Annotated in this window: 14 protein-coding genes; 8 read left to right on the forward strand and 6 right to left on the reverse strand. The window is 74.9% G+C overall.

All coding sequences use genetic code 11. The features are described from left to right. Nucleotides 1–228: 228 nt before the first annotated feature. On the reverse strand, nt 229–1,668 hold the full coding sequence (gene gndA / locus ACIG0D_RS10895) for an NADP-dependent phosphogluconate dehydrogenase (protein WP_399798409.1): 1,440 nt from the start codon (nt 1,666–1,668) through the stop codon (nt 229–231). Nucleotides 1,669–2,000: 332 nt separating this feature from the next. Between gndA and ACIG0D_RS10900 the strand changes: the two genes are divergently transcribed. After that, on the forward strand, nt 2,001–3,218 hold the full coding sequence (locus ACIG0D_RS10900) for a transglycosylase family protein (RefSeq protein WP_399798411.1): 1,218 nt from the start codon (nt 2,001–2,003) through the stop codon (nt 3,216–3,218). On the opposite strand, the gene ACIG0D_RS10905 is transcribed toward ACIG0D_RS10900, so the two are convergent. Then, nucleotides 3,208–4,533, reverse strand: a complete 1,326-nt coding sequence (locus ACIG0D_RS10905) for a DMT family transporter (RefSeq protein ID WP_399798413.1) — start codon at nt 4,531–4,533, stop codon at nt 3,208–3,210. The genes ACIG0D_RS10900 and ACIG0D_RS10905 overlap by 11 nt on opposite strands. Nucleotides 4,534–4,742: 209 nt before the next feature. Between ACIG0D_RS10905 and ACIG0D_RS10910 the strand changes: the two genes are divergently transcribed. The 7 genes from ACIG0D_RS10910 (at nt 4,743) to ACIG0D_RS10940 (ending at nt 12,535) form a co-directional block, all read left to right on the forward strand. After that, nucleotides 4,743–5,513: a (2Fe-2S)-binding protein gene (locus ACIG0D_RS10910; RefSeq protein ID WP_399798414.1), complete on the forward strand. Its 771-nt coding sequence runs from the start codon at nt 4,743–4,745 to the stop codon at nt 5,511–5,513. 31 nt (nt 5,514–5,544) lie between these two features. Further along, nucleotides 5,545–6,708 (forward strand): glycogen synthase, encoded by a 1,164-nt coding sequence (glgA, locus tag ACIG0D_RS10915; RefSeq protein ID WP_399798417.1) that lies wholly within the window; start codon nt 5,545–5,547, stop codon nt 6,706–6,708. 135 nt (nt 6,709–6,843) lie between these two features. Beyond that, on the forward strand, nt 6,844–8,064 hold the full coding sequence (gene glgC, locus ACIG0D_RS10920) for a glucose-1-phosphate adenylyltransferase (RefSeq protein ID WP_399798420.1): 1,221 nt from the start codon (nt 6,844–6,846) through the stop codon (nt 8,062–8,064). Between the two features lie 129 nt (nt 8,065–8,193). Continuing rightward, nucleotides 8,194–9,567: a wax ester/triacylglycerol synthase family O-acyltransferase gene (locus ACIG0D_RS10925; RefSeq protein ID WP_399798422.1), complete on the forward strand. Its 1,374-nt coding sequence runs from the start codon at nt 8,194–8,196 to the stop codon at nt 9,565–9,567. Between the two features lie 105 nt (nt 9,568–9,672). Beyond that, nucleotides 9,673–11,166: an SDR family NAD(P)-dependent oxidoreductase gene (locus tag ACIG0D_RS10930; RefSeq protein WP_399798425.1), complete on the forward strand. Its 1,494-nt coding sequence runs from the start codon at nt 9,673–9,675 to the stop codon at nt 11,164–11,166. Nucleotides 11,167–11,781: 615 nt separating this feature from the next. After that, a complete protein-coding gene (locus ACIG0D_RS10935; protein ID WP_365768350.1) occupies nt 11,782–11,955 on the forward strand; it encodes a hypothetical protein in 174 nt (57 codons plus the stop codon). 55 nt (nt 11,956–12,010) lie between these two features. Then, a complete protein-coding gene (locus ACIG0D_RS10940; protein ID WP_399798427.1) occupies nt 12,011–12,535 on the forward strand; it encodes a GNAT family N-acetyltransferase in 525 nt (174 codons plus the stop codon). Here the strand turns inward: ACIG0D_RS10940 and ACIG0D_RS10945 are convergent. From ACIG0D_RS10945 to ACIG0D_RS10960, 4 genes are all read right to left on the reverse strand, one after another. Beyond that, nucleotides 12,532–13,953 carry an amidase gene (locus tag ACIG0D_RS10945; protein ID WP_399798429.1) on the reverse strand — a complete coding sequence of 474 codons (1,422 nt, stop codon included), beginning with the start codon at nt 13,951–13,953 and terminating at the stop codon, nt 12,532–12,534. The genes ACIG0D_RS10940 and ACIG0D_RS10945 overlap by 4 nt on opposite strands. Nucleotides 13,954–14,068: 115 nt before the next feature. After that, the gene (locus tag ACIG0D_RS10950) at nt 14,069–14,359 is read right to left on the reverse strand and encodes a hypothetical protein (protein WP_399798432.1); all 291 of its coding nucleotides are present in this window, start codon (nt 14,357–14,359) and stop codon (nt 14,069–14,071) included. Between the two features lie 507 nt (nt 14,360–14,866). Continuing rightward, nucleotides 14,867–15,502: a hypothetical protein gene (locus ACIG0D_RS10955; protein WP_399798434.1), complete on the reverse strand. Its 636-nt coding sequence runs from the start codon at nt 15,500–15,502 to the stop codon at nt 14,867–14,869. Next, complete coding sequence (locus tag ACIG0D_RS10960; protein WP_399798437.1) at nt 15,457–17,025, reverse strand: protein kinase; 1,569 nt, start codon at nt 17,023–17,025, stop codon at nt 15,457–15,459. Before ACIG0D_RS10960 ends, ACIG0D_RS10955 begins: the two co-directional genes overlap by 46 nt. Between the last annotated feature and the right edge of the window lie 187 nt (nt 17,026–17,212).

The following is a 17,212-nucleotide window of genomic DNA, read 5'->3' on the forward strand; positions in this document are numbered from 1 at the left end:
AGCCCCCGCCGGGCCCCGAGCCGACCCCGCCGCCCCCGCACCCGGGACCTCCCGGCCCCGGCCCCGTTCCGGGCCCCGACCCGTCGCCCATCCCCCCGGGCCCCGAACCGGTCCCGAACCCGGAACCCGGCCCGCCCCTGAGCTGAGCAGGAAGGTGAGCAGGACAGAGGAAAGCGGTGGGCGTGCCCCGAAGGACACGCCCACCGCCTCTGCTCACGGACGCGAGGCTCAGCCGGAGACCTCCGACCGGTCCCCGCCCCACAGCGTGTGGAACGACCCCTCACGGTCCGTCCGCCGGTACGTGTGCGCCCCGAAGAAGTCCCGCTGCCCCTGCGTCAGTGCCGCGGGCAGCCGCTCGGCGCGCAGCGCGTCGTAGTACGCCAGCGCCGCCGCGAACCCCGGCGTCGGCACGCCCTGCCGCACCGCCGCCACCAGCACGTCCCGCCAGTCGTCCTGCGCCGCCGCGATCTCCCGCGCGAACGTCTCGTCGGAGAGCAGGCTCGGCAGGTCGGGGCGGGCGTCGTAGGCGGCGCGGATCCGGTCGAGGAACGCCGCGCGGATGATGCAGCCGCCGCGCCAGATGGACGCGACCCGGCCGAGGTCGATGTCCCAGCCGTACTCCTCGCTGCCCGCGGCGATCTCGTGGAAGCCCTGGGTGTACGACACGATCTTCGAGGCGTACAGCGCCTGCTCCACGCGGTCCGCGAAGGCCGCCGCATCCGTCTCGCCGAGCGGCGACGGCGCCGGGCCCGCCAGGCCGCGCGAGGCCTCGCGCAGCGCGACGTGCCCGGACAGGGACCGCGCGAAGACGGCCTCCGCGATGCCGGAGACGGGGACGCCCAGGTCGAGGGCGATCTGCACGGTCCAGCGGCCGGTGCCCTTCTGCTCCGCCTGGTCCACCACCACGTCCACGAACGGCTTGCCCGTGGCCGCGTCCACGTGGGACAGCACCTCGGCGGTGATCTCGATCAGGTACGAGTCCAGGCGGCCGGTGTTCCACGTCCGGAAGATCTCCGCGATCCGCGCGGGCTCGTACCCGGCGACATCGCGCAGCAGCTGGTACGCCTCGCCGATCAGCTGCATGTCGGCGTACTCGATGCCGTTGTGCACCATCTTCACGAAGTGGCCTGCGCCGTCGGGGCCGACGTGCGTCACGCAGGGCGCCCCGTCCGCCGCCTTCGCGGAGATCTTCTCCAGCATCGGGCCCAGCGACTCGTACGACTCCTTCGAACCGCCCGGCATGATGCTCGGGCCGTTGAGGGCGCCCTCCTCACCGCCGGAGATGCCGGTGCCGACGAAGTGGATGCCCTGTTCGCGCAGTTCGCGCTCGCGGCGCCGGGTGTCGGCGAAGTGCGCGTTGCCGCCGTCGATGATCATGTCGCCCGGCTCCAGCAGCGGGGCGAACTCCTGGATCACGGCGTCGGTCGGCTCACCGGCCTTCACCATGACGACGAGCCGGCGGGGCCGCTCCAGCGCCGCCACGAACTCCTTCGCGGTCTCGGCCGCGACGAACTCGCCCTCGTGTCCGAACTCCTCCACCAGCGCGTGCGTCCGCGCCGCCGTCCGGTTGTGCACCGCGACCGTGTAGCCGTTGCGCGCGAAGTTGCGGGCGAGGTTGCGGCCCATGACCGCGAGTCCCGTGACGCCGATCTGGGCTGACGTGCTCATACGCTGGGCTCCTAGCTGTCCGATATCGGGTGGTGCCGGTTGTGCTCGACGTACTTCCGTGCCTTACGTACTGCCTCGGGCCATCCTGACGTGCCCGTTCCTCGATCGCACACCCGGGTTCCCATGCAGGGGGGTGCCGGCAGATACGCGTGGGGAGGCCGGAGTGCTCAGTCCGGGGGTGCGCCGGGCGTACGCCGACACCCCTGACGGAGCGTCAACCGCCCCTGGGCGCGGGCGGCCAGGCGTGCGCAAGGCGGCCGATAGCTGTCTTGTCATGGCCTGTTACGGGCGCCTACTTTTGGCCCTCCTGACGCTCGTCGAGGGGGCTCTCCATGGCCGTACGCGGCCGGCACCGCCGGTATCAGCCGAACAGGATCAACCGCGCCTCACTCACCGTCACGGCGGGCGGGGCGGGCATGGCCCTTCCGTTCGTCGGTACCGGCGCCGCGCAGGCGGCCGACGTGGAGACCTGGGACAAGGTCGCCGCCTGCGAGTCGAGCAACGACTGGAACATCAACACCGGCAACGGCTACTACGGCGGGCTGCAGTTCAGCCAGTCCACCTGGGAGGCCTACGGCGGCACGGCGTACGCGTCGCGCGCGGATCTGGCCACCAAGGAGCAGCAGATCGCCGTCGCCGAGAAGGTGCTCGACGGGCAGGGCCCCGGCGCCTGGCCGGCCTGCTCGGGGCAGGCCGGGCTGACCCGCGGCGGCGACAGTTCTGGCCCGCGGCCCGACGGCGGCGCCTCGGCACGGCCCGCGAAGCGGCCGGTGGCGGACGTCCGGCCGCAGACCACGCCCCAGTCCCGGGCCGGCCGCGCCGAGATGTACACCGTGGTGCGCGGCGACACGCTCTCCGCGATCGCCGACGAGCAGCGCGTCCAAGGCGGCTGGCAGGGCCTGTATGCGGCGAACCGCACGACCATCGGGGCCGACCCTGACCTCATCCTCCCCGGGCAGCGGCTGAGCCTGCGCACGAAGGCCTCCGGCGCCCCGGCCACGACCGCGCCCCGGCCGAAGGAAGAGGCACGGAAGACGCCGAAGAAGGAGCCCGAGCGGAAGTCCGGACAGCGGTCCGAGGAAGCGTCGCCGGAGAAGAAGACCTCCGGTTCGCGCACCGCCGCCTCCACCGCCGAACGGCACTCCGGCTCCCTCGTCGCCCCCGTCGGCGGCTCCCTCGGCACGCCGTACCGGGCGACGGGCTCCAGCTGGTCGAAGGGCTACCACACGGGCGTCGACTTCCCGGTGCCGACGGGGACGTCGGTGAAGGCCGTCGGGGCGGGCCGGGTGGTGAGCGCGGGCTGGGCCGGCTCCTTCGGCTACGAGGTGGTCATCCGGCACGGCGACGGCCGCTACAGCCAGTACGCGCACCTGTCGGCGATCTCCGTCAAGGCCGGGCAGACGGTGGGCGCCGGGCAGCGCATCGGCCGCGCGGGCTCCACCGGGAACAGCTCGGGCCCGCACCTGCACTTCGAGGTGCGGACCGGACCGGGATTCGGCACGGATGTCGACCCGGTCGCCTATCTCCGGGCCGGCGGGGTCAGGATCTGATCCGCGTGCGCTGCCGGTCGACGAGGACCGGCAGCGGTACGTAGGCCACGCCGCAGAGGGGGTTGTGGTACGGCGCGTACGGAAGCGGGCCGGCGGCGGCCGGGGCCCGGTTCTCGTACCCGGTGTCGGCGCCGGCCTGCGACACGGCCGCCGGTTCCCTTCGGCGTGCGGTGTGCGTTGCCGTGGGCGTGGCGGGCCCGTCGAGGAGACCGGTGTGCCGCTTCGGCGCGGGGACCGAGGCGGGCCGGTCGGACGCGGACCCCGACCCGGAGGCGGAGGCGGCGGCGGACACCGGCGTGGGCAGGACCGTCCGGGCGCCGGACGCGACCGGGGCCGTGGCCGCGACGGGCGCCGCCGTGGCTGGTGCCGCCGTGGCGGCACTCCCGGAGGTGGCAGGGGCCGGTACGGCCGTCCTGGAGGGCACCGCCGGGGCCGCCGGTGCAGTGCCACCCGCCGTGGGCAGCGGCTCCGTGCGGTCCCCGTCGTGCGCGATGCGCTCGGTGGTCAGCAGGATCAGGCCGCCCGCCGCGACCACCGCGCAGCCCAGCGCGAGGACGGTGCCCGCGGTGCCGTAGCGGAAGGTCTCGCCGAACATCGTGATGCCGACGGCCGCCGCCACCACCGGGTTCACCACCGTCAGCGTGGCCAGCGGGGCGGCGAGCCCGGCGCCCCGGTAGGAGGCCTGGGAGAGCAGCAGACCGGCCGTGGCGAGCACGCCGATCGCGGCGAGGGGCGGCAGGTCGGCAGCCGACACCCCGCCGGACCAGTCGACCGCGACCGTCTTGGTGAAGACCGAGGACATGCCGAACGCGATACCGGACGCGGTCGCCAGCACCATCGCGCGCACCGCCGGATGCCCGTGCGCGGCACGGCCCGCGATCATCAGGGCCACCACCGCACCGGCCGTCGCCAGGAAGACGCCGAGCTGCTGCGGCCCGCCCAGCGACTGGGTGTCGGCCGCGCCGACCAGGGACAGCAGTCCGGCCAGACCCACGGTCGCCATGACGGCGCCCCGCCAGGCGGTCGCCCCGGCCTTGCGGCGCACGAACAGCGCCGCCATGGGCAGCGCGAAGACGATGGTGAGGGCACCGAGCGGCTGTACGACGCTCAGCGGGCCGTAGGCCAGCGCGACCACGTGCAGCAGCCCGCCCAGGCCGTTCAGCGCCACCGCCGCCCACCAGCCCGGCCGGCGCAGCGGCGCGTACTGCCGGCCGCCGGGCGAGGACACCGCGACGCGCTCCTGCACGATCGCGCCGCCGGCGTAGGCGACGGCGGACACGAGCGACAGGAGGACGGACAACGCGAGGGCGCTCATCGGCTGCTCCTCTGCGTGAGGCGGGGGCGCGCGGCCCGGCGCGGCAAGCGGTCGGCTTCCATGCCAACACGATCCCGCGCCGACCTGTTCCCCGTCGTCGTCCTTGAGCACACAATGCGTCCTACTGCCGATGGAGTACGGCAGGGGCGCGGTCATCCCCAGGGCGGGCGCCGACCGGCGGGGCCCCTGAGAGCCGTCCCCTAGGGGGCTTGGTACTACTGCTCCTCGTGGACCTCGACCCCGGACTCGCCGCGCTCCGCCCGCTCGGCGGCTTCTTCCTCCTGCGCACGGGCGTACCGCCGCGCGGCCCCCTGCCGACTCTCGCACAGGTGTACGCCGGGCAGGCCTCGGAGGCGTACGGCGGCGACGCCCTGGATGTCCGTGTCCGCAAGGTCACGGACGCCCTGCGCGCCCCCGAGCCCCGGATCGCCGCCTCCGTCGCCCACCTGGGCCTCGCCGCCCGCCTGTGGTCCGCCGCCCTGGGCTGCGCCGCGCTGTACGGCCGCGTCCCCGACCTCGACCCGGGGCTGCTGCGCTGGGACCCCGACGGCGGCGCCCCGGACGACCTGTGGCTGACCGAGGTGCGCCCGCCGGGCCGGGACGGCGACGCCCGGGCCCTGGCCGACGCCGTGCTGCACGGCCATCTCGTCCCGCTGGCCGACGCCCTGCGCGCCCGGCACCGGCTCGCGCCCGGTCTGCTGCGCGGCAACGCCGCCTCCGCGCTGGCCGGCGCCGCGCGCACCCTGGACACCTGGGCGCGCGAGCACGGCCGTACGGACGTCGCCGCCCGGGCCCGCGCCCTGGCCGCCGGCCTGTTCGCCCACCCGCTCCTCGCGGACACCGGCACCCTCACCGGCACCGCCTTCCGGCGCCGCAGCTGCTGCCTCTACTACCGGGTGCCCGGCGGGGGAGTGTGCGGCGACTGCTGCTTCACCCGGCCCCCGCGGTCTTCCCCGCGCGCCGCATCCGGGGGACCATGAGGAAACCAGTCGCCGAGACAGGGAGCCGCGGGTGCGCGTGGGACTGCTGACCCGGGAGTACCCGCCGGACGTGTACGGCGGCGCGGGCGTCCATGTGGAGTTCCTGGCCAGGGAGTTGCGCTCCCTGGTCGACCTCCGGGTGCACTGCTGGGGCGAGGTGTCCTCGGCCGAGCGGGCCGCGGGCGTCGTACGCCACCGGCCCTGGTCCGCCCTGGACGGCTCCAACGACGCGCTGCGCACCTTCTCCGTGGACCTCGCCATGGCCGCCGCCCTGGAGGGCAGCGACCTCGTCCACTCCCACACCTGGTACGCCAACCTGGCCGGCCACCTCGCCAAGCTGCTCCACGGCGTCCCGCACGTGCTCACCGCGCACTCCCTGGAGCCGCTGCGGCCCTGGAAGGCCGAGCAACTCGGCGGCGGATACGCCCTGTCGGGCTGGGCCGAGCGCACCGCCGTGGAGGCCGCCGACGCGGTGATCGCCGTCTCCGGCGCCATGCGCGAGGACATCCTCGCCTGCTACCCCGCGCTCGACCCGGCCCGCGTGCACGTCGTCCACAACGGCATCGACACCGAGCTGTACCGGCCCGACCCGGCCACCGACGTCCTGCACCGCCTCGGCGTCGACCCGGACCGCCCCTACGTCCTCTTCGTCGGCCGCATCACCCGCCAGAAGGGCGTGCCCCACCTGCTGCGCGCGGCCCGCGCCATCGACCCGGCCGCCCAGGTCGTGCTGTGCGCGGGCGCGCCCGACACCCCCGAGATCGACCGGGAGTTCCGCGAGCTGTACCAGGAGCTGAGCCGGGTGCGCGAGGGTGTGCACTGGATCCCGCGGATGCTGCCGCGCCCCGAGGTGGTCCAACTCCTCACGCACGCCGCCGTGTTCGTCTGCCCGTCGGTGTACGAGCCGCTCGGCATCGTCAATCTGGAGGCGATGGCCTGCGGCACGCCCGTCGTCGCCTCGCGGGTCGGCGGCATCCCCGAGGTCGTGGCGGACGGCAAGACGGGCCTCCTGGTGCCCCTGGACGACGACTTCGAGACGGGCCTCGCCCAGGCACTGGACGCGGTGCTCGGCGATCCGGAGGGCGCCCGGCGGATGGGCGAGGCGGGGCGGGAACGGGCGGTCGGCGAGTTCGGCTGGGACACGGTCGCCCGGCGGACGGTCCGGCTGTACGAACGCGTCGCCAAGGGGACGTAGCGCACCGACGCGACACACCGGCGCGGCACACCGACGCGCGAAAACCGGCCGTGGCACACCGACTCGACGCTCGAACAGGATTGTTCCGCCGGTGCCCGGGCAGGTTCTTCGGCAACCAGCGTGAGGGGAGCGGCCATGCGTCGTGGGGGTCCTTCGGTGCTCGGAATCGTCCTGGCGGGCGGCGAGGGCAAGCGCCTGATGCCCCTGACCGCGGACCGCGCGAAACCCGCGGTCACCTTCGGCGGCACCTACCGCCTCGTCGACTTCGTCCTGTCCAACCTGGTCAACGCCGACATCCTGCGCATCTGCGTGCTGACCCAGTACAAGTCGCACTCCCTGGACCGGCACATCACGACCACCTGGCGGATGTCCAGCCTGCTCGGCAACTACGTCACCCCCGTCCCGGCCCAGCAGCGCCTCGGCCCGCGCTGGTACCTGGGCAGCGCGGACGCCATCCTGCAGTCCCTGAACCTGATCTACGACGAACGGCCCGAGTACGTCGCGGTGTTCGGCGCCGACCACGTGTACCGCATGGACCCGCGGCAGATGCTCGCCGAGCACATCGAGTCCGGGGCCGGGGTGACCGTCGCCGGGATCCGCGTCCCGCGCACCGAGTCGTCGTCCTTCGGCGTGATCACCCCCGGCTCGGACGGCCGGACGGTGGAGCGGTTCCTGGAGAAGCCCGCCGACCCTCCCGGGCTGCCGGACCGGCCCGACTGCGTCTTCGCCTCCATGGGCAACTACATCTTCACCACCAAGGCCCTCATCGAGGCCCTGCACCGGGACGCCGAGGACGAGAACTCCGCGCACGACATGGGCGGTTCGATCCTGCCCCAGCTCACCGAGCGCGGCGAGGCGCGGCTGTACGACTTCGGCGACAACCACGTCCCCGGCGAGACCAGCCGCGACCAGGGGTACTGGCGGGACGTCGGCACCCTCGACGCGTACTACGACGCCCACATGGACCTCATCGCCGAGCGCCCCGCCTTCAACCTCTACAACCGCAGCTGGCCCATCTACACCCACTCGGGCCAGCTCTCCCCGGCCCGCTTCAACGCGGGCGGCATCGCCGGGGAGTCGATCATCAGCGCCGGCTGCCTGATCCGGGGGCAGGTCACGCGGTCCGTGCTCTCGCCGGGCGTGGTGGTCGACCCCGGCGCGGTGGTGCAGGGGTCGGTGCTGCACGACAACGTGCACATCGGCCGGGGCGCGGTGGTGCGCGGCGCCGTACTGGACAAGAACGTCGAGGTGCCGCCGGGTGCCACGATCGGCGTCAACCCGGAGCGGGACACCGAGCTGTACACCGTCTCCAAGAACGGGGTGATCGCGCTGGGGAAGGGGCAGCGGGTGTCGTAGGCCTCTGACCGGGGCCGGAAGATCAGGTCTTCATGCGATGTTAACTGAGTGTAGCCTCGCCATCCTTGACCGTAATCGGTCACGGGGGATTGACTGCTGATCCACCCGTCGTCGACGCGAGGCAAGCAAGTGACTTCTGACGACCTGCTCGCACCCCTCGACCTGGCGTTCTGGAACATCGAGTCCGAACGGCACCCCATGCACCTCGGCGCCCTCGGCGTCTTCACCGCCCACTCGCCCACCGCGGGCGCTCACGCCGCCGAACTGCTCGCCGCCCGGGCCGCGGCCGTGCCCGGACTGCGGATGCGGATCCGCGACGTGTGGCGGCCCCTCGCCCCGGGCCGGTCCTTCCCGTTCGGCCCGGGCGCGTCCCTCGCCTTCGGCGGCGCCGCCCGCGAGCCCGACCCCGGCTTCGACCCCCTGGACCACGTCCGGCTGCACGCCCCCACCGCCGACTTCCAGGCCGCGGCGGGCCGGCTCATGGAGCGGCCCCTGGAGCGCGGCCGGCCGCCGTGGGAGGCGCATGTGCTGCCCGGCGAGGACGGGACCTCGTTCGCCGTGCTGTTCAAGTTCCACCACGCCCTCGCCGACGGACTGCGCGCGCTGACCCTGGCCGCGGCTGTCCTCGACCCGGTCGACGTGTCGCCGCCCTCGCCGTCCCGGCCCCGCCGTCCCGAGCCGCCGCGCGGCCCGCTGCCGGACGTGAGCGCGCTCCCCGCGCTGCTGCGCGGTGCCCTGTCCGACGCGCGCCGGGCCGTCGGCATCGGTGCCTCCGTCGCCCGCTCCGGCCTGGACGTCCGCTCCTCCCCGGCCCTGACCTCGGAGCCCTCCGGGACCCGCCGCACCGCCGGAGCGGTCCTCGACCTCGACGACGTCCACCGCGTCCGCAAGGCCGTCGGCGGCACCGTCAACGACGTGCTGATCGCGCTCGTCGCGGGCGCCCTGCGGCGCTGGCTCGACGAGCGCGGCGACAGCAGCGAGGGCGTGGCGCCCCGCGCCCTGATCCCCGTCTCCACCCGCCGCCCGCGCACCGCGCACCCGCAGGGCAACCGGCTCTCCGGCTATCTGATACGGCTCCCCGTCGGCGAGCACGACCCGCTGCGCCGGCTCGGCGCGGTCCGTACCGCCATGGACCGCAACAAGGACGCCGGACCGCACCGCGGCGCGGGCGCCGTCGCCCTGCTCGCCGACCACGTGCCGGCCCTCGGCCACCGGCTCGGCGGCCCGCTCGCCGCGCAGGCCGCCCGGCTCTGGTTCGACATCCTGGTCACCAGCGTGCCCCTGCCCTCCCTGGGGCTGACGCTCGGCGGCGCCCCGCTCGCCGAGGTCTACCCCTACGCCCCGCTGGCCCACGGCCACTCCCTCGCGATCGCCGTCTCCACCTACCGCGGCGCCGTCCACTACGGCCTCGTCGCCGACGCCGAGGCCGTCCCCGACCTCGACCGGCTCGCCCACGCCCTCACCGACGAGACGCGGACGTTGATCAAGGCCTGTACGCCCTGATCGAGACGGGTTTGGCGAGGCGGCCCGGCGCTCCGTAAAATCCGACGTTCGAATGCGGGCGCGAGTCGGAGCGCCGCCAGGGCAGAAGCAGGGAACGCAGCGGCGATGACGGTCACAGAAGACGGCACCCAGACCACGGACGAGGTGGTCTACGGGCCCGGCATCGACCCCGAGCGCCTGGCGATCTGCCTCAGCGTGCTCGAAGAGCTCGACAAGCTGGAGGTCGACCACCCCGACGCGATCAAGGTGCGCCGGGCCACCTCGCACATCTACCGGACGGTGAAGCAGCGCCGCCGCCAGGAGCGCCGGGCCGCCAAGACCGCCCACGACCGCGCGGTCACCGAGGCCACCGCGACCGGCTCCGCCGAGCGCATCGACGACGAGACCGAGGGCATCCTGCCCTCCTCCAAGATCGAGCCGGGCCGGATCGCCGGGATACTCCAGCGCCCCCGCTCGTGCTACGTCTGCAAGGCGCGGTACGTCGAGGTCGACTACTTCTACCACCAGCTCTGCCAGAAGTGCGCCGCCGAGAACCGGGCCAAGCGCGACGCCCGCGCCGACCTCACCGGCAAGCGCGCGCTGCTCACCGGCGGCCGGGCCAAGATCGGCATGTACATCGCGCTGCGGCTGCTGCGCGACGGCGCGCACACCACGATCACCACCCGGTTCCCCAAGGACGCCATCCGCCGCTTCAAGGCGATGGAGGACTCCGCGGACTGGATCCACCGCCTGGAGGTCGTCGGCATCGACCTGCGCGACCCCGCCCAGGCCGTGGCCCTCGCCGACCAGGTCGCCGAGGCGGGACCGCTCGACATCCTCATCAACAACGCGACGCAGACCGTGCGCCGACTGCCCTCCGCCTACGCCGCCCTGGTCGAGGGCGAGAGCGCCCCGCTGCCCGCCGGTGAGCTGCCCGCCCACCACGTCATCGGCGCCTTCAACTCCGGCGCGGTCGACGGGCTCGCCGCGCTGCCCGTCGGGACCAGCGGCCTCGACGCGCAGAAGGTCGCCGACCTCGCCCTGGTGGCCGGCAACGCCAGCATCGCCCGCCACCTCGACGGCACCGCCATCGACGCGGGCGGCCTGGTGCCGGACGTCGTCGACACCAACACCTGGGTGCAGACCATCGAACAGATCTCCCCGGTGGAGCTGCTCGAGACCCAGCTGTGCAACTACACCGCGCCGTTCATCCTGATCAGCAAGTTGCGCGCCGTGATGGCCGAGGCCGCCCGGAAGGCGCCCAGCGGACGCTCCTACGTCGTCAACGTCTCCGCGATGGAGGGCGTCTTCAGCCGCGGCTACAAGGGCGCGGGGCACCCGAACACCAACGCCGCGAAGGCCGCGATGAACATGGTGACGCGGACCAGCGCCCAGGAGATGTTCGACACCGACCGCATCCTCATGACCTCGGTCGACACGGGCTGGATCACCGACGAGCGCCCGCACTTCGACAAGCTGCGCCTCGCCGAGGAGGGCTTCCACGCCCCGCTCGACCTGGTCGACGGCGCGGCGCGGGTCTACGACCCGATCGTGCGCGGCGAGGCCGGCGAGGACCTGTACGGCGTCTTCCTGAAGGACTACGCGCCGGGCAAGTGGTAGCCGACGGAATCTGACGGCGCGTCAGCCCGCCCCGATCCGGGGTGCCTGGCGCGCCGTCGCCCGTTCCGGTGCGGTGCCCCCGCCCGGCCCCGGGCTGCCGGGCTGCCGGGCCGCCGGGCTGCCGGGCCGCCAGGCTGCGGACGGAGGCTGTACGGCCGGAGTACACCCGCGGGTCCCGCGGCGGTGCCGCGCCGCCGCCCGGCAGGGCTTGAACCGCGCGGTCCGCACCCCGCGGCCGTGCCTGCATCCGTTCGGCCGGGTAGGCCGAGCGGGTGAAGCGTGAACGGCGCATCGTGGAGCAAACGGGTGCAAGGGGTAGTGCGGTATATGCGGGGCGACTTGGCCGAGTCCCCCTGATCTCCCCCTAGTTTTGAGCGCCATCGAGCGCGGGCCCGCTCATTTGGTTAATCTGGAGCCGACGGACAGCAGCACGGGTCCCTACCCACACCCACCGTCCGTCCCGGGATCAGCCGGTGCACAACGGTCTGCCCTCCCGTGAGTTGTCGACGCCACCGCGTCCGGACGGATTCGACCCTGACCCGAGTGTGCGTCGCGCCCGCGGACCGCGGACCGGCCGGCGAGCCCGAGGGTGACCCGACACATAAGGAGTGCGCGGTGACACCGGAGAAGAAGAATCGCGATCAGCGGCCCAAGGAACGCACCGAGCGCGCGGGCCGCCGACCCGGAGAGATCGGCAGCCTCGACGTGTGGGCCCGTTCGGCCCCGATCCGCCTCGCGGGCTACGAGGACGACCTCGCCGAGCCGCACATCCTGCCCAGCGTGGACTGAACCCCCGGGCAGGAGTCGCGATCACCGGTCAGCTGGGCGTGCGAGACTCACGCCCATGCTGATCAGAGAAGCCTCCGCCGCCGACTGGCCGCGCATCTGGCCCTTCTGGCACCGCATCGTCGCCGCCGGCGAGACCTACGCCTGGGATCCCGACACCGACGAGGAAGCGGCCCGCGCCCTCTGGATGAACCCGGCCAAACGCGTCTACGTCGCCGAGGACGCCCCCGGAGCCGTCGTCGGGTCCGCCTACCTCACGCCCAACTACGGCGGCCCCGCCGCGGGCATCGCCAACGCCGGGTTCATGGTCGACCCCGACCAGGGCGGGCGCGGCATCGGCCGCGCCCTCGCCGAGCACGTCCTCACCGAGGCCGAGGCACACGGCTACCGGGGCATGGTGTTCAACGCGGTCGTCGAGACCAACCCGGCGGTCAAGCTGTGGACGTCCCTCGGCTTCACCATCCTCGGCACGGTGCCGGAGGCCTTCGACCACCCCCGGCACGGGCTCGTCGGCCTGCACATCATGCACAAGGCCCTCCGGCCCGCCGAGCGGACACGCCAGGGGAACGAGCAGGCCTCCTAACCGAGCGGCGCGGTCCGCTCCCACGGCCGCATCCGCTCCAACTGCCCGGCCAGATCCAGCAGTTGCGCCTCCGTGCCCGGCCGGCCCACCAGCTGTACGGCGCACGGGGCGCCCGAGGGCAGCGTGCCGAGGGGCACCGCCATCGCGGGCCAGCCGGTGAGATTCCACGGCGGAGTCATCGGCGAGTACGACGAGTTGGCCGCGATGTTGCGCAGCCAGCCCCGCTCGTGCCACGGCACCGCCCGCGGGGAGCGGCGGGCGAGCGCCGGGGTGAGCAGCACGTCGTACTCGTCGAAGAACGGCTCCAGCCGCCGGCGCAGCGCCTCCCGGGCCGACCCGGTACGCACCCGCCCCACGAACCGCCGTCCGAGGGCCGCGTGGACGCGGGTGCGCCGGGTCAGCAGCCGCGGATCGAGACCCCGGGCGTCGACCGACGTGCCGGCCGTCCAGTGCGCCAGCGCGGTGAGCCCCAGCGACTGCGGATACGGCGGGTCCGCGCGCCGCACCTGGTGCCCCGCCTTCATCAGCAGCCCGGCCGCCTCCCGCGCGGCGGAGACGTACGGCTTGGTCACGACGGCCCCGGCGATCGGGCTGCGCAGCGACAGCGCGATCCTGCGGGTGGCCGACGTGGCCGACGTGGCCGACGTGGCCGACGTACCCGACGTACCCGACGTGGCCGGTGTCGCCGAGTCGTCCTGCCCGTCCGGTCGTACGCCGTCGAAGCCGCCGTCCGCGAGGACGGACAGCATCAGGCGCGCGTCCGCGACGGTCGTGGCGAGCGGGCCGTTCTCCGCCATGCCGAACCAGTCGCCCTCGCCGATGCCCGCCGGGACCACCCCGTGGCCCGGCTTGACGGTGACCAGGCCGCAGTTGGCCGCCGGTATGCGCAGCGAGCCCATGCCGTCGTTGCCGAGCGCGATCGGCACCATCCCGGCGGCCACGGCGGCGGCGCTGCCACCCGACGAGCCACCCGCGGTGCGGGACAGGTCCCACGGGTTGCGGGAAGTGCCGTGCACCCCTTCCGTCGTACCGAAGACGCACAGCTCCGGCACGTTCGTCAGCCCCACGACCACCGCGCCCGCCGCCCGCAGCCGGGCCACGGTGACATGGTCGTGCTCGGCGGGCGCGTCCGGGGTCGCGGCCGAGCCGTTCCGGGTGGACTCACCGCGCACCGCCAGATTGTCCTTGACGGCCACGGGCACCCCGGCGAGCGGCAGCTCGGCCAGATCCCCGCGCGCCCCCACCTCGTCGGCCTCCCGCAGCGCCGCCTGTGTCCGCACCGTCCGGAAGGCGCCGACCCGCCCGTCCAGCCGCTCGATCCGCGCCAGATGCTCCGCCACCACCTCCCGGGGTGTGACCTGCTTGTCCCGCACGGCGGCGGCGATCTCGACGGCGGTCCGTCCGACCCAGTTGGTCACGGGCGCTCCTCGGCGATGAGTGGGCTACTGGCGAGTACGGGAGCACTCTGCCCCGGCCCGCCGCGCCCTGTCGAGAGTGCGCGGCAGGCCGGAGCGCACCCGGAGACGCGCCCGGTCAGGCCCGGGGGTCCTCGATGGCCGCCGTCGCCAGTTCGATGCCCAGCAGGCCCGCCGTGCGCCCCGGTTCGGGGGCCTGGCGCAGCTCCATCGCCAGGATGTCGAGCTGCCGGATCGCCGCGCGCCGGTCCCCGGCCTCGGCCGTGCGCCGGGCCCGCAGCAGCCGCGCGTTGACGGTGCGCAGGTCGTACGGGCCGTGGACCCGGGCGCTCTCCTCGGCCACCGCCCGCAGCCAGTCGGCACCCGCCTGGGGCGGCATCGTCCGCGCCACCGCCTCGACGGCCGCCATCTCCTCGGACTGCGACGCCCCCTCGGCGCGGTGCCGACGAGCCGCGAGCGGAGGTGAGCCGGTCGTGCAGCACCTGCGCCCCCACCAGGTCCGGGTCGCCGGGCGGCAGCACCCGGCGGGCCGCCTCCATCACCCCCCGGTACCTGCCCAGCGCCACCTCCGGGTCCCCGCCGACCGCCAGCCAGTGGAACACCGCCAGCCGCCAGCGGGTGACCAGTTCGTGGTCCTCGCCGAGCAGTTGCCGCGCCGCCAGGACCAGCGCCTCGTACCGGCGCACCGCCCGCTCCGGGTCACCGTTGCGCGCGGTCCAGTGCGCCGCCTGCGAGCGGGCCAGGAGGGAGTGCGGGGAGAGACCGCCGTCGCGCCGCTCCCGGCGCCGGGAGAGCTGTGCGAAGCGGACGATCGCCTCGCCGGCGCGGCCCGACTCGCCCGCCCAGTGCGCCAGTCGGTGGTGCAGGTCGAGGGTGGCGGGGGCGTCGGCTCCGGCCACCTCCTCCACCTCGTCGATTACCGCCAGCAATCCCTGGTAGGCCGCTTCGGCGTCCCCCGCGCGGCCCGCCCGCTCCGCTCGCTCGATCCTGGACCGCAGCTCGGCGACGGACGCCGGGAGACCGGCGGGCAACGGCCCGGCGAACACCTCGGCCGGGGGGGGGCGGGGAGGGGTGCGGTCGGCGGTGGTGGTGTGGGGGTGGTCGCGGGCGTCGGTGGGGGCGTGGGGGCCGGCGGTGACAGCGTGGCAGCCGTAGGCGTCGGTGTGGTGGCCGGCGACGGCGGCGCCGCAGGCCGGGCCGGGCGCTCGCCCGCCGCGGCCGACCAGCGGCGGCGGCTCGCCAGCGCGCTGAGGGTCCGCGGATGGTCCGCGCCCAGCGCCGCGGCGCAGTCGTCGACGAGTTCCGCGTACAGCTCGGCGGCAGCCGGGGCGTCACCGGCGAGGGCCGTCCAGTGGGCCAGCCCGTCGCGCGTCACCAGCGTCAGCTCGTCGTCGGTGCCGCGCAGCCGCGCGCAGTCCCCGGCCAGCCGGGCGTACAGGTCGCGGGCGCGCGCCCGGGCTCCGGCGTTGCCCGACGCGTACGCCTCGCCCTCGCGGGAGGCCAGCGTCAGGTCGTGCGCCGGGCCCAGGGCGCGGACGCAGTCCGCGGCCACGGCGGCGAAGAGACGGGCGCTCTCGGACGGCCGTACCGAGTGCAGCCAGTGCGCCTCCCAGTACCGGTCGTCCAGCACGCCGGGGTGGTCGGCGCCCAGCGTCCGCGCCGCGTCGGCGGCGGCCTCGCCGTAGGCCCTCGACGCGTCGGCGTACCGCCGCAGGAGGACAGCAGCCGGGCGCGCAGCCGCCGGGCGGCGAGCGTGGCCGGCGCGTCCGCGCCCAGGACCTCGGTGCAGCGCGCCACGACGTCCTCGGCGTCCAGCAGCCCCCTGGCGGCGTCCCCGCTCCTCGCGGTCCACTCGGCCAGGTGCCGGCGGTACCCGAGGACGGCCGGTGCGTTCTCGCCGAAGAGCCGGGAGGCGCGCTCCACCAGCCGCCCGAGCAGATGTGCCGCGCGCGCCGGGTCGCCCGCGGCGCCGACGAGCCGGGCCTCGACGGCCCGTGCCCCGCAGACGTCGGGATGGTCCTCGCCGAGCAGCGCGGCGGCCCGCTCGGCGGTGGCGGCGCACCGGTCGCGGGCCGCCGCCGGGTCGGCACCGCCGTCCGCCTCGCGCTCCAGGAGTGCCAGGTCGGCGTGGAGCGCGTCCAGTTCGGCCCGGTGGGCGTGCACGGCGTGGGTGCGCCGCGGCCGGTCGGCGGGCGGCAGGGTGTGATCGAGGACGACGGTGCGGGCCTCCTCCGGCAGCCACCCCGCCCCCTGCGCGGCGGGCGCGACCGCCTCCAGCCGCGCGATCAGCTCCGCCGGAGCCGGGCGCTCGGCGGGATCGCGGCGCAGGCACGCCGTCACGACGTCCCGCAACTCCGCCGGGAGGCCTGTCAGGTCGGGCTCGCCCGAGGTGATGCGGTGGAGCACCGCGTACGCCTCCCCGCCGTCCCAGGGGGCGCGGCCCGTCGCCGCGTACGCCAGGACGGAACCGAAGGAGAACACGTCGCTCGCGGGGCCCACCGTGCCCGGGGCCTCGATCTGCTCCGGCGACATGTAGGCGGGGGTGCCGGACAGGGCGTCCTGGGTGAGCGTCTGGTCCTCGGCGCGCGCGATCCCGAAGTCGATGACGCGCGGCCCGTCGTGCGCGACCAGCACGTTCCCCGGCTTCACGTCCCGGTGCACCAGGCCCGCCGCGTGGATGGCGACCAGGGCACGCGCCACGCCCGCCCCGATCCGGCGCACCCCGGCGAGCGGCAGCGCGCCCGCCCGGGACACCAGCGAGGACAGCGACGGAGCCGGGATGTACGCCGTCGCCATCCACGGCACGTCACCGTCCGGATCCGCGTCCAGGACCGGCACCGCGTACGTCCCGCCCACGCTGCGCGCCGCCCGCACCTCACGCGCGAAGCGTCTGCGGAACGCGGCGTCCCGCGCCGGCTCGGCGTGCAGGGTCTTCACCGCCACCAGCAGCCCGGCGGCGTCCCGGCACAGATGGACGCGCCCCATGCCGCCGGCGCCGATCACGTCGATGACCTCGTACGGCCCGATCCACTCGGACCGCCCCCGGTCCCGCTGCCGCTCCGCGTCCCCCACCATCCGCCGCTCCACGCCCCCCACCGTCCGCCGCTCGTGCCACTGGTGTCCCGATCGGTGGACGACGGCGCGCCGGGGGAAAGTTCCACCGGTACGGACGCGGGCGCCGGGATTCGGCCGGGGCGCCCGGAGGAAGGCTGTAGTTCTCGTCGGACTCGTGCGGCGGCGCGTCCGCCGTCGCCGGTCCGCC

The organism is Streptomyces sp. NPDC052773 (assembly GCF_044547145.1).
Lineage (GTDB): Bacteria > Actinomycetota > Actinomycetes > Streptomycetales > Streptomycetaceae > Streptomyces.

Coding starts and splice junctions, on each gene's coding strand:
- gndA (WP_399798409.1), bottom strand. CDS start 1,668: ATGAGCACGTCAGCCCAGATCGGCGTCACGGGACTCGCGGTCATGGGC.
- ACIG0D_RS10950 (WP_399798432.1), bottom strand. CDS start 14,359: ATGGCGGCCGTCGAGGCGGTGGCGCGGACGATGCCGCCCCAGGCGGGT.
- ACIG0D_RS10905 (WP_399798413.1), bottom strand. CDS start 4,533: ATGAGCGCCCTCGCGTTGTCCGTCCTCCTGTCGCTCGTGTCCGCCGTC.
- ACIG0D_RS10960 (WP_399798437.1), bottom strand. CDS start 17,025: ATGGTGGGGGACGCGGAGCGGCAGCGGGACCGGGGGCGGTCCGAGTGG.
- ACIG0D_RS10930 (WP_399798425.1), top strand. CDS start 9,673: ATGACGGTCACAGAAGACGGCACCCAGACCACGGACGAGGTGGTCTAC.
- ACIG0D_RS10940 (WP_399798427.1), top strand. CDS start 12,011: ATGCTGATCAGAGAAGCCTCCGCCGCCGACTGGCCGCGCATCTGGCCC.
- glgC (WP_399798420.1), top strand. CDS start 6,844: ATGCGTCGTGGGGGTCCTTCGGTGCTCGGAATCGTCCTGGCGGGCGGC.
- ACIG0D_RS10900 (WP_399798411.1), top strand. CDS start 2,001: ATGGCCGTACGCGGCCGGCACCGCCGGTATCAGCCGAACAGGATCAAC.